The following is an 11213-nucleotide window of genomic DNA, read 5'->3' as shown; positions in this document are numbered from 1 at the left end:
GGAAGAGCATGCCCGCAGCCGCTTTGAAGCCTTGATGGAAGCCGCATTCGAGCAGGAAATCGTGCTCGATGCCGTGGTCGCCGAGAACCTGGGCCAGGCCCACAACCTCTGGCATATCCGCGAGAGCATTCCGCTCGCCCAGGTCGAGGAAGGCCTCAACATCAAGCACGACATCTCCGTGCCCATCTCGCGCATCCCGGAGTTTGTCGAGCATGCCACCCAGGTGCTGAACGACAAGGTCCCGGGCATGCGCCTGGTCAATTTCGGCCACCTGGGCGACGGCAACCTGCACTTCAATGTGCAGGCGCCCGAGGGCGGGGACGCCAAGCAGTTTCTCGACGAGCGCGAGCACGAGGTCAACCACATCGTCTATGACGCGGTGGCCGTCTTTGGCGGCTCCATCTCGGCCGAGCATGGCATCGGCACGCTCAAGGTCGACACCTTGCCGCAGTACCAGTCGCCGGTGGCCCTGTCGATGATGCGGGCGGTCAAGGCCGCGCTGGATCCGCAGAACATTATGAACCCGCATGCAATGATCACACGCGCTTAGAGCCACTAACACAACCCTTGATACGTCGTTGCCTCGCCGGCCGCGCCAAGCCTTTTCGTACTACTGTACTGCCTGCAGCTTGACGCCTCGTCTCAACCGCAAACCTTCGGTTTGCTGGGTCGTGTTAGCAGCTCTTAAAACCCAGCGCCAAAACAAAACAGGGCGGCCCTCGCAGAGGTGCCGCCCTGTTTTTTTGTTCATTGAAGGATCACGACGCCGGCGTGCCCACCGCGTTGCTGATCATCTGGTTCACATCCTTGGGCCAGGAAAACGCTGCGCCCGGATCCTGCACCACGCGCGGCTGGCCGTCCTGCAGCCACCAGATGCGCATGGTGTTGCTCTTGGCATCCAGCGCCACGGCGGCGGCATTGTGGCCACCATCGTGCTGGCGGTTGCCGGTGATGTAGTAGACGGAGCCCTGTTTGCTCAGCGGCCCGGTCACCTGCAGGTTCTGCATAAAGGCCGCGCGGTGCTCGCCCAGCAAATGCTGCATGCGCGCAGCCATCACGCCTTGCTGCAAGAAAGCGGCATCCTGCGGGTACTGGCCCACCTGGGCCTGCAGCTGGTTCCAGGCCTGTTGGCCGCTGGGGTTGCCGCCAGCGGGCGTGGTCTGGCAGCCGGCCAGTGCCAGCGCCGCAGCAGCGCCCAGGGCCAGGCCCCATTTTTTCGTCATCATCCACATAGTTAGCTGTCCTTGTAGCGTTTGCCGCGCCCTCTCCTGCGCCAGGCAAACTGTCGATGTCCCGCTGCCCACCTGTGCTTGCCACGGCCATGCACCGCCGGCCCCGGTGGGCCCGGGCGCCAAAGCCGACACCCTACACCAATTTATGGCGGCTCAGGGCGGCCGCAGACATCTCCCACACTGGCTTATCCTTACGGCCTACGCAAAAAGCGCAGGCATCGTACAGTAGGCCCTTTGGGCCTCGCCCCCTGCCCCGCCCTCGCAGTGCGCCCATCGCACCGGGCCAGGCAATGCCTTAGCACCAGCGAGGCTGCAAGGCCCCCGTCTCGATCAGGCCAGAAGAACATGAAGCAATACCTCCAACTCGTCCAGAACATCCTGGACCAAGGCTCCTGGCAGTCCAACCGCACAGGCATCCGCACGCTCAGCATGCCCGGCGCCATGCTCAAGTTTGATCTGCAGCAAGGCTTCCCGGCCGTCACCACGAAGAAGCTGGCCTTCAAATCGGCCATCGGCGAGATGGTGGGCTTTCTGCGTGCCGCACGCAGCGCCGCCGATTTCCGCGCGCTGGGCTGCAAGGTCTGGGACCAGAACGCCAATGAAAACCAGGCCTGGCTGGCCAACCCCTACCGCCTGGAGGCCGACGACCTGGGCCCCGTCTACGGCGTGCAATGGCGCCAATGGCCGGCCTACAAGCTGATCGACCAGGCCCTGCCCCAAGGCGCCGCCCAGGTGGCCGACGCGCTGGCCAAGGGCTACACCCAGATCGGCGAAGTGGCCGAAGACGGCAAGTGCCAGATCGTGCTCTACAAGGCCATCGACCAGCTGCGCCAGTGCCTGGACACCATCATGACGGACCCGGGCAGCCGCCGCATTCTCTTTCACGGCTGGAACTGGGCCCAGCTCGAAGAAATGGCCCTGCCCCCTTGCCACCTGCTCTACCAGTTCCTGGTTGACCAGAGCAAGCGCGAGATCTCGCTGTGCCTGTATATCCGCAGCAATGATGTCGGCCTGGGCACCCCTTTCAACCTCACCGAAGGCGCTGCGCTGCTGCACCTGATGGGGCGCCTGAGTGGCTACACCCCGCGCTGGTTCACCTACTTCATCGGTGATGCCCACATCTACGAGAACCACCTGGACATGCTGCAAGAGCAGCTCAAGCGCGAGCCCTTTGAGTCGCCGAAGCTGGTGCTGTCCGACCGCATCCCCGACTATGCGGTGACCGGCCAATACGAGCCGGAGTGGCTGGAGAAGGTGGAGCCCTCGGACTTCTGGCTGGAAGGCTACCAGCACCATGCACCGCTGACGGCGCCGATGGCTGTGTAAACAACAACGCCCGCAATCGCGGGCGTTTTGCTGAGGGCGGTGCCTTAGCCCCCGCAGCGCTCTTTCAGCGCTTCAAACGACGCCCGCTTTTGCTTGCGGATCGGCAGCGGCAGCGCAATCGACTCGGCCTCGATCTGCATGCTCTTCATGCGCTCCGGGTCGGGGCAATCGGCCGGGCGGGGTTCTGGCTCATCGGCGGGTGCGGTTGCCGGTGGTGTGGACGGCGGCGGGTTATCCGTTGGGCGGCTGGTGGCCGGGCGGTCATGCTCACGCGGGTTGATGCCCTGGCTGGAGGGCGTCACGGTGATCGCCTCGGCCTTCTGCCCGGCTGCGCAGGGCTCATCCTGAAAGCTGGTGCGGCCCTGGGCATCGACGCATTTGTTGATGGCCCAGGCCGGTGCGCTCAGCAAAGACGCTGCCGCGAGCAATCCGGCAGCGAGGGTATGGCGGGCGTAGGGCATGGGCAATCCAGACAGGTGGCAAAAAGCCCATTATGCGGCAGGCCCCCCACCCGCCCCGGCTCAATCCAGATCAATGCGCACGCCGCTCTTGAGGAGCGCCTGCAGCTTGCGGGTTTCGGCCTGCAGAAACTGGCCAAAGGCCTCGGGTGTGGACAGCGACACCAGCAAACCGGTCTTGGCAATCTGGGCGCGCACGGCAGGGTCTTCAAGGGCGCGGTGCAGGTCGGCATTGATCTGCCGTACCACCGCATCGGGCGTTGCAGCCGGCGCCAGCATGCCAAACCAGCTGCCGCTGACAAAGTCCATGCCCAGTTCCTTGAAAGTCGGAATCTCGGGCGCGCCCGGGTGGCGCTGCTCGGCAGCAATGGCCACGGCTGCCACCTTGCCCGACTTGACCAGCGCGTACGACGACATGCCGTCAAACATGCCATCGACGACACCCGCCATCAGATCGGTCATCGACGGCCCCTGGCCCTTGTAGGGCACATGGGTAAAGCGGATGCCCGCCTTGGTCGCAAACAGCTCGGCCGCCAGGTGCGGGCTCGACCCTGGTCCGGACGAGGCCAGCTTGAAGCTGTCGGGCTCGGCCTTGGCGCGGTCGATCAGGTTTTGCAGCGACTGGCCACGCAAGCGGTTGGTGACCAGCAGCACATTGTGGCTGGAGCCCAGCAGGCCCACGGGCCGGAACGCATCGGGCCCATAGGGCAACTGCCGGCGCAGCACCGGGTTGGAGGTGTAGGCATAGCTGGTGAACAGCAGCGTGTAGCCATCGGCTGGCGTACGGGCCACGGCGCTCGTGCCGATGATGGTGCCTGCGCCATCGCGGTTCTCCACCACCACCGGCTGGCCCCAGAGCACCGCCAGCTTGGCCGCCAGCGAGCGGGCCAGCGTATCGGTCAGCCCGCCGGCAGAATAAGGCACCACGATGGTTACGCGCTTGTTGGGGAAAGCGGCCTGCGCCTCAGCAGCCGGCGCAGTGGCCACGCAGCAAGCCAAGCCCAGCCCCAGGGCTGTCACGCGCCAAGAAATCCTGATCGACATAAGACCTCCTTAGGGATCCTCTGCAAGAGTTGGCTGTGCCAATACGGCACAGAGGGTCCCTGGGCAGGGCTACAGAGCCTTCAGCCCCGCTGCCTGCCCGGGGCTTCGCTCAATCAACCTTGAGCTTGGCCACCTTGGCCAGCTGCTGCCACAGCGCCATATCGCTCTTGACAACCTGGCTGAACTCAGCGGCCGACTTGTGCGCAGGGATCAGCATGTTCTGCTCGGCAAACTTGGCCTTCATCTCGGGGCTGCCCAGCGCCTGGCCCAGATCGGCATTGAGGCGGTCGATGATCTTGGGGTCCGTCTTGGCGGGGGCGAACACGCCGTACCAGCCGTCGGCATCGAAGGTGTAGCCCTGCTCGGTCAGGGTCGGCACCTCCTGCAGCGCCGGGCCGCGCGCCGATCCGGTGGCGCCCAGTGCACGCAGCTTGCCGCTGCGCACATGGGGAATCGGCGAGGCGATATCCATAAAGCCCACGCCAATCGTGTTGGCCAGCAGATCGCCCAGCTCCACGGCGGTGCCCTTGTAAGGCACATGGGGCATGTCCAGGCCGTAATGGGCCTTGATGCCTTCCATCACCAAGTGGCCGGTCGAGCCACTGCCCCAGGAACCATAGGCCAGGCGGCCCGGGTGGGCCTTGGCGTACTGCACCATGTCGGCCAGGTTCTTGAAGCCGGTCGCAGGGTTGGCCACCAGCAGCACGCCCGCTGCACCCACCTGCGCCACGGGCGCCAGGTCGCGCATGGCGTCATAGGGCATCTTGGGCTGGATGATAGGGTTGATCGCAATCGACGACGACGGCGAGAACAGCAAGGTATAGCCATCGGCCTGGGCCTTGGCCACATGGTCATTGCCGATGATACCGTTGGCGCCGGCCTTGTTCTCGACGTAGAGGCTCTCCTTCAGCGAGCTCTGCAGCGGCGGCAGCAGCATGCGCGCAAAGATGTCGCCGCCCGAGCCCGCCGGCCCCGGCACAATCATCCGGATCGCCTTGTTGGGCCAGGCCGTATTGGCCCAGGCCGTGCCGGTGCCCGCTGCGGCGAGCAGGCCCAGCAGCATCTGCCGGCGGTTGAAGCTTGCGCATAAATCGGTCATTTTTGTCTCCTGTGGATTGCCGGTGGCCGGCCTTGCGGCGACCACCTGGTTCTTGGGTTTGCTGTGAGCAGCGGCCCAGGCTTGTGGCGCCCGGTGCAGCCGCCAGCGCGCTCGTTACGACATCTTCAGATCGGCCAGTTTGGCCAGCCCACCCCAGATCTTCATATCGGACTGGATGGAGCGGGCAAACTCTGCCGCCGGTTTGACGGCAGGCAGGGCCATGTTCTGGTCTTCAAACTTTTTGCGGATATCGGCGCTCTGCGCCACCTGCACCAGGGCCTGGTTCAGGCGCTCCACCATTTCGGGGTTGGAGCTGCCGGCGGGCAAAAACATGCCATACCAGCCGTCCGCATCAAACTTGAAGCCCTGATCGGTAAAGGTGGGCACCTGCGGCGTGGCCGGTGCGCGCTGCGTGCCCGTCACCCCCACGGCCAGCAGCTTGCCATTGCGGATATGCGGCACGGGCGACGCGATGTCCATAAAGCCCATCGGAATGTTGTTGCCGATGATGTCCGACAGCTCGGTGGACAGCGCCTTGTAGGGCACATGGTGGATATCGATGCCGTAATGGGCCTTGAGGCCCTCCAGCGCCAGATGGCCCGACGAACCATTGCCCCAGGAGCCGCAGGACAGCTTGCCCGGGTTGGCCTTGGCATAGCGCACCAGGTCGGCCAAGGAGGCAATGCCGGTCTCCGGATTGGCGACCAGAAAAATGCCCGACAGCCCAATCTGGCCCACCGGCAGCAGATCGCGCTGCGTGTCATAGGGCAGCTTGGGCTGGATAAAGGGGTTGATCACGATGGCCGACGACGGCGCAAACAACACCGTGTGCGCATCATTGCTTTTGACGACAAAGTCATTGGCGATGATGCCGTTGGCACCCACCTTGTTTTCGACATAGAAGGGCTGGCCGAGTGCCGCCTGCAGGCCAGGCGCCAGCAGGCGGGCAAACACATCGCCGCCCGATCCGGGCGAGCTGGTCACCACCAGGCGCACCGGCTTGCTGGGCCAGGGCGCGGCCGCCCGTGCGAGGGGAAGGGTGGCTGGCAGTGCGGCGGCCACGGCCGCCATCAGCAAGGTGCGGCGTTCAATGCGCAGCGGGTTCATGTTTGTCTCCTTGTAGTTCGATGTCATGCGGTGTCCAGCTCAGCCAGCACCGTGATGCCCAGCGCTGTGCCATGCACCGCCAGGTGCGCGCCCATCTGGATGACCTGCACCACCGCTTCGCGCGCGACGCCCAGGCCCTTGGCCTGCTGCAGCGCGGCGCGCAAGGCCTCGGGCTGGCTGGCGGTAAAGCAGGCATGCAGCGCAATCGTGATCAGGCAGCGCTCGCCCGCACTCAGGCCCTGGCCGCTTTCTGCGGTGCTGGCCAGCGCCTGCAGATGGCCAAAGTAGGCCGGGTCGATGGCCTGCAGCCGCGCCCACAGGTCTGGCTGCTGGCCTTCCGTGGGTTCTGCCTTGGGTGGCAGACCATACACCTGGGCTACCTCGTCCAACGCCGCCGCTGTCGCGCCTGCGCCTTGCAGGCAAACCAAGGTCAGCACATCGAGCAAGTCGTCATCGCTGGCGCCGCAGGCCAGGGCCTTTTGCATATGCAGCTTCAAGCCGCTGGCAAACAAATGGCTGGCCGATGCGTCGAGCGCCACATAGACCAGTTCCACCATGCGCTCGCTCAAGCCCCCGCTGCGCGCCGTGTAGCCGGCATAGTGGGCATAGGCCTGCAAAAACGCCGGGCGGCGGGCCAGCAGTTGCGCGTTCCAGGGCCGCCAGTAGCCACGCTCCTGGCGGTACAGCGCCTCGACGGCGGCGGTGTCCAGTTCAGCCATGGGCGCTCTCCTCGGTGCCCGAGATATCGATGCACTGCCCGGTGACAAACTGCGCCTGCGCACCGGCCAAAAAACGGACCAGCGGCAGCAGCTGCGCCACAGCCGCCCCCGTGGCCTGTTCGGGCGACAGCAGCAGTGCATTGATGCGCAAGCCTTGTGTGGCCCATTCACAGGCCAGGGTGGCGATCAGCATGCGTGCGGCAGCCAGTGCCGTCTGGTGCTGCCAGGCGGGCACGCCTTCGGGGGCAGTCGCGGGCAGCAAGAGCAGCAGGCTGGCATCGCGCGCATGGGCGGCTGCAAACTGCTGGCCGGCGCTCAGCACGGCCTCCACAAGATCACCACCGGCAGGGGCCAGCGCCTGGGTGCTGACCAGGCCTTGGCATGGCGTGGCCGTTGCCTGCGCGCCGTCCTCCGCCTGCAGCGCTTGCAACCAGGCGCCATCACCTGCGGCATCGCCGCCCGCTTGCAGCTGCAGATGCAGCGGCGTCTGCAACGGTACAGGCACAGCGGTGCTCAGCGCGCAGCGGCTGCTGCCGCCGTAAATGCCCGATCCGCCATCGACCGACAGGACCTGGCCCGACAGCACGCGGGCCTGGGGCTGCGCCAAAAACACCAGCGCTGCGGCCATTTCTTCGGGCTCGGCCAGGCGGCCCAGGGGGATCTTGGCAACGGCATCGGCCAGTGCCAGGCGGCCGGCATCCATCAGGCCCTGCACCAGCTCGGTACGCACAAAGCCGGGGCACAAGGTGCTCACACTCAGCTGGGGGTAGCGCTGTGCCAGGCTTTGCGACCAGGCGATCAGCCCGGCCTTGCTGGGGCTGTAGAGCCCGCGCCAGGGAATGGCCTTGTGCCCCGCGCCGGAGGACACATTGACAATGCGCGCATCCGGTTTCAGGCGCGGCAGGCAGGTCTCGAACAAGGCCTGCGGTGCCTGCAGGTTCAGCCGCAGCAGGCGCTGCCACTGCGCGCGCGCCTGCTCGGCCAGCGGGCGGCCGCTGCTGTCCGAGATACCGGCGTTGTTGACCAGGGCATCGAGCGCTGGCAACTCTGCCAGCTGGCGGCCGAGCTGGGCCAGCGCCTGCGCATCGGTCAGGTCCAACGCAAAGGCCTGCGCGCTGACCGCCCCTTGCGCGAGGCACTGCTGGGGCAGCTCGGCAATCGCGGGGCTGATGTCGGCCAGCAGGCAGTCCCAGCCCTGCTGCGCAAACTGCAGCGCGGCAGCACGGCCAATGCCGGAGGCCGCACCGGTGATCAAGACAGCGGGCATAGGCTTTAGATGTTGGTGAAGGTGATGCCGCCATCCACCACCAGCGCCTGCGCGGTGGTGAACTGCGCAGCATCGCTGGCGAGGAAGCAGATGGTGCCGGCAATGTCGTCCACTGTGCCCAGGCGCCCCATTGGCGTCTTGGCCACGCGGCCGGCATCGCGCTCGGCATTGCGGTTGCGTTGCGTGCCCTCGGTCGGCACGGCCGAGGGACAGACCGCATTGACGCGGATATGGCGCTCGCCCAGCTCCGCCGCCGCAGCGCGGGTAATGCCCAGCACGCCCGCCTTGATGCCCGAATACACCATCGAACTACCGGCCGAGCGCAGCGCCGCCACCGAGGCCACATTGATGATGCTGCCACCGCGCTCGGCATCCATGCGGGCAGCGGCGGCCTGGATGCCCCAGAGCACCGCTTTGAAGCCGATGTCCAGCATGCGGTCCACCGTCTCGGGCATGATCTCGCTGACCGATTGGTAGCGCACCCAGGCGGCGTTGTTGACCAGGATGTCCAGCCGCTGGTGGCGGGCATAGGCCTCGTCCACGGCGGCGGTCATCTCTTCGCGCGTGGCCACGTTCTTCACCACACCAAAGGCCTGGCCGCCTTGCGCGGTGATCGCGGCCACCGTCTCTTCAACCAGCGCATCCTTCAGGTCATTCACCGCCACCACGGCGCCGCGCGCAGCCAGCTGCAGCGCCGTGGCGCGGCCAATGCCGGCACCTGCGCCGGTGACCAGGGCCACGCGGCCTTCCATATCTCTTGCTATTGCGCCTGTCATTGCGTCACCTCACAACGGTCGATAAAGTCAGCGCCCACGGCGCGCATCACAGCCCCCGCCCCCAGGCAGGCGTCGAGCTTTTTGAGCTCGCGCAGGCTGCGGTGCAGCCCCAGCTCCCAGGTAAAGCCCATGCCGCCATGCAGGTGGATGGCTTTTTCCAGCACCCAGGCGCCCTGGTTCAAGGCAGCGGCCAAGGCGCTGTCGGCCTGGCGCGGATTGCCCCACTCATCGGTGCGCAGTGCACGCCAGGCCTGGGCGCTCGATGCCTCCAGCAGCAGGCGCATGCGCGCCAGGTGGTGGCGCACCGCCTGCTTGGCCGACAGCGGCCGGCCAAACTGCACGCGCGCCTGCAGGTAATCAGCGGTGCGTTCCAGCGCGCCGGCACACATCCCGTTCACATACTCGGCCCAGAGCAGCTTGGTATCGGCACAAAAAGCCTGCGACTGCTGCGCGTCCAGGCTCAAGAGCGGCGTGGCACCGGCGGTCGATACCCACAGCTGGGGCACCTCGGGGTCCAGCATTTCTTCGGCCTGGCAGCGCAAGGCCGCCTTGTCGTAGAGCGCAAAACCAGCATCGGTCTGCACCAGCACATAGTCGGCCTGCAGGCCATTGCGCGCCACCCCGCTCCAGTCGCCAGCGGCCTGCGCGGCCATCACCACGCACAGCGATTTCTCACCGCGCAGCAGCTGGCCACCGGCCTCCGTGCCTTGCAGTGCCTTGCTCGCGGCAATCTGCTCAGGCAGGGGGTAGGACAGTTGCATCTGCCCTGCTACCCGCACCACCGGCATCGCAAAGGCCAGCGGCAGGCCCAGGCCGCCCTGCGCTTCATCGGCGCAGATACCAAACAGACCGGCATCGGCCATGGCGGTGGCCGCCTCGGCCGCGCCTTGCCCTTGCAGCACTGCGATGACCGCCTGCGCCGCCTGCCCAAACTCCTCGGGCTGCAGCTCTTCAGTTTGCATCGTCATCCCTTTAGTCCTTGGTCAGCTGTTGAATGCGCTGGGCAATGACATCCAGCTGCACTTCGGTGGTCCCGGCATAGATGCTCTCGGCGCGCGAGAACAGGTAAGCCTGCGTGAAATGGGCCTTGGCGCGCCCTGCCAGTGCGCTGTGGCCAGGGTGGATATCGGCCACCATCGCCAGCGCCAGCGAGGCAAAGGCCTGGTGGCATTCCGACCAGTACAGCTTGGTCAGCGATCCACGCGCACCAATCGGCTCACCGGCCTGCAACTGCTCCACGCTGCGCTCGACCAGGCCCTTGAGGCCATCGATTTGGCTAACCACCTGGCCGATGGCCTGGCGCAGGCCCGGCTCTTGCAGGCGCGCACGCAGCGCGGGCTCGGACTGGTAGGCGCGCACCAGCTGGCGCAGCTCGCACTCAAAACGCCAGGCACGGTACATGCGGTTGGTGGCACGCTCGATCGACAGCACGCGGATGGCCGCGCTCCAGCCTTCGTCGGCAGCGCCCAGTCGGGCCGAATCGGGCACGCGCACCTGGTCAAAAAACACCTCGGCAAAGGACTGCTTGTTGTCGATGGAGCGGATCGGCACCACGCGGATGCCGGGCGTATCCATCGGCACCGCAAACATCAGCAGGCCCCGGTGCTTGTCGGCCACTGTGCCGGTGCGGGTCAGCAGCAGGCAGTAGTGGGCCTTGGCGGCGCCGCTGGTCCAGATCTTCTGGCCCTGGATGAGCCAGTCATCGCCATCGGGCGTGGCCTTGGTGCGCAGCCGCGCCAGGTCCGATCCGGCCTCGGGCTCGGAAAAGCCCTGGCACCAGTACTCGCGCATCTCCAGAATCGCGGGCAGAAAAGCCTGTTTTTGCGCCTCGGTGCCCACCGCCATGATGATGGGGCCGGCCAGCTCCTTGCCGATCGAGCTGACGCTCTCGGGCATCGCCAGCGCGCCCACTTCCTTGTTCACCGCCAGGTGCTCGCGCAGGCTCAGGCCATGGCCGCCATAGGCGGTCGGCCAGGTCATGCCGGCCAGGCCCGCCTGGTACATGCGCGCTTCCCAGTCGCGGCACTCATCCAGGCTGGGCGTGCGGTAGTCCACGCTGTCGGCGCGCATAGGGGCGGGCAAATGGCTTTGCAGCCAGTCACGCGCATATTGCCGGTAGGCGCTCGGGCCCGATGCGGCATCGGGGCGGGCGAAATTCTCTTCCTGTTTCATCGCATAGTTCCGA

General features: G+C 66.1%; 12 protein-coding genes. 2 read left to right on the top strand and 10 right to left on the bottom strand.

The genetic code is table 11. The annotated features are described in order from the left end of the window. Positions 1 to 550: FAD-binding oxidoreductase (locus H928_RS33855; protein ID WP_306729972.1), on the top strand; the 550-nt coding region annotated here is incomplete at its 5' end. 208 nt (positions 551 to 758) lie between these two features. Here H928_RS33855 and H928_RS29565 read toward each other — a convergent pair. Further along, complete coding sequence (locus H928_RS29565; RefSeq protein ID WP_148293283.1) at positions 759 to 1223, bottom strand: hypothetical protein; 465 nt, start codon at positions 1221 to 1223, stop codon at positions 759 to 761. A gap of 354 nt (positions 1224 to 1577) precedes the next feature. Here H928_RS29565 and H928_RS0123635 point away from each other — a divergent pair, with 354 nt between their 5' ends. After that, positions 1578 to 2558 carry a thymidylate synthase gene (locus tag H928_RS0123635; RefSeq protein WP_021028713.1) on the top strand — a complete coding sequence of 327 codons (981 nt, stop codon included), beginning with the start codon at positions 1578 to 1580 and terminating at the stop codon, positions 2556 to 2558. Positions 2559 to 2602: 44 nt separating this feature from the next. Here H928_RS0123635 and H928_RS30405 read toward each other — a convergent pair whose 3' ends face one another. From H928_RS30405 to H928_RS0123590, 9 genes are all read right to left on the bottom strand, one after another. Next, positions 2603 to 3019, bottom strand: coding sequence for a DUF4124 domain-containing protein (locus H928_RS30405; protein ID WP_021028712.1), 417 nt, complete (start codon positions 3017 to 3019; stop codon positions 2603 to 2605). A gap of 60 nt (positions 3020 to 3079) precedes the next feature. After that, complete coding sequence (locus tag H928_RS0123625) at positions 3080 to 4060, bottom strand: tripartite tricarboxylate transporter substrate binding protein (protein ID WP_084635943.1); 981 nt, start codon at positions 4058 to 4060, stop codon at positions 3080 to 3082. 109 nt (positions 4061 to 4169) lie between these two features. After that, positions 4170 to 5159: a tripartite tricarboxylate transporter substrate binding protein gene (locus H928_RS0123620; protein WP_027011328.1), complete on the bottom strand. Its 990-nt coding sequence runs from the start codon at positions 5157 to 5159 to the stop codon at positions 4170 to 4172. A 114-nt stretch (positions 5160 to 5273) separates the two neighbouring features. Next, entirely contained in the window at positions 5274 to 6266 is a 993-nt protein-coding gene (locus H928_RS0123615; RefSeq protein ID WP_027011327.1) for a tripartite tricarboxylate transporter substrate binding protein, read from the bottom strand. A 23-nt stretch (positions 6267 to 6289) separates the two neighbouring features. Then, positions 6290 to 6985, bottom strand: coding sequence for a carboxymuconolactone decarboxylase family protein (locus tag H928_RS0123610; protein WP_021028708.1), 696 nt, complete (start codon positions 6983 to 6985; stop codon positions 6290 to 6292). Then, positions 6978 to 8252 carry an SDR family oxidoreductase gene (locus tag H928_RS0123605; protein WP_021028707.1) on the bottom strand — a complete coding sequence of 425 codons (1275 nt, stop codon included), beginning with the start codon at positions 8250 to 8252 and terminating at the stop codon, positions 6978 to 6980. The genes H928_RS0123610 and H928_RS0123605 overlap by 8 nt, the downstream gene beginning before the upstream one ends. 5 nt (positions 8253 to 8257) lie before the next feature. Beyond that, positions 8258 to 9028 carry an SDR family NAD(P)-dependent oxidoreductase gene (locus tag H928_RS0123600; RefSeq protein WP_027011326.1) on the bottom strand — a complete coding sequence of 257 codons (771 nt, stop codon included), beginning with the start codon at positions 9026 to 9028 and terminating at the stop codon, positions 8258 to 8260. After that, entirely contained in the window at positions 9025 to 9996 is a 972-nt protein-coding gene (locus H928_RS0123595; protein WP_021028705.1) for an acyl-CoA dehydrogenase family protein, read from the bottom strand. The genes H928_RS0123600 and H928_RS0123595 overlap by 4 nt, the downstream gene beginning before the upstream one ends. A 4-nt stretch (positions 9997 to 10000) precedes the next feature. After that, positions 10001 to 11200 carry an acyl-CoA dehydrogenase family protein gene (locus H928_RS0123590; protein ID WP_027011325.1) on the bottom strand — a complete coding sequence of 400 codons (1200 nt, stop codon included), beginning with the start codon at positions 11198 to 11200 and terminating at the stop codon, positions 10001 to 10003. Positions 11201 to 11213: the final 13 nt, after the last annotated feature.

It is taken from the genome of Comamonas sp. B-9 (genome assembly GCF_000410635.1).
In the GTDB taxonomy this organism is placed as follows: domain Bacteria; phylum Pseudomonadota; class Gammaproteobacteria; order Burkholderiales; family Burkholderiaceae_C; genus Comamonas.
Note: the sequence above shows the minus strand (reverse complement) of the source record. Positions and strands in the feature narration are given on the sequence as shown.

Bases quoted from the DNA above. Each gene is read 5' to 3' on its own strand.
- H928_RS29565 (WP_148293283.1), bottom strand. From the start codon at position 1,223: ATGACGAAAAAATGGGGCCTGGCCCTGGGCGCTGCTGCGGCGCTGGCA.
- H928_RS0123635 (WP_021028713.1), top strand. From the start codon at position 1,578: ATGAAGCAATACCTCCAACTCGTCCAGAACATCCTGGACCAAGGCTCC.
- H928_RS30405 (WP_021028712.1), bottom strand. From the start codon at position 3,019: ATGCCCTACGCCCGCCATACCCTCGCTGCCGGATTGCTCGCGGCAGCG.
- H928_RS0123625 (WP_084635943.1), bottom strand. From the start codon at position 4,060: ATGTCGATCAGGATTTCTTGGCGCGTGACAGCCCTGGGGCTGGGCTTG.
- H928_RS0123620 (WP_027011328.1), bottom strand. From the start codon at position 5,159: ATGACCGATTTATGCGCAAGCTTCAACCGCCGGCAGATGCTGCTGGGC.
- H928_RS0123615 (WP_027011327.1), bottom strand. From the start codon at position 6,266: ATGAACCCGCTGCGCATTGAACGCCGCACCTTGCTGATGGCGGCCGTG.
- H928_RS0123610 (WP_021028708.1), bottom strand. From the start codon at position 6,985: ATGGCTGAACTGGACACCGCCGCCGTCGAGGCGCTGTACCGCCAGGAG.
- H928_RS0123605 (WP_021028707.1), bottom strand. From the start codon at position 8,252: ATGCCCGCTGTCTTGATCACCGGTGCGGCCTCCGGCATTGGCCGTGCT.
- H928_RS0123600 (WP_027011326.1), bottom strand. From the start codon at position 9,028: ATGACAGGCGCAATAGCAAGAGATATGGAAGGCCGCGTGGCCCTGGTC.
- H928_RS0123595 (WP_021028705.1), bottom strand. From the start codon at position 9,996: ATGACGATGCAAACTGAAGAGCTGCAGCCCGAGGAGTTTGGGCAGGCG.
- H928_RS0123590 (WP_027011325.1), bottom strand. From the start codon at position 11,200: ATGAAACAGGAAGAGAATTTCGCCCGCCCCGATGCCGCATCGGGCCCG.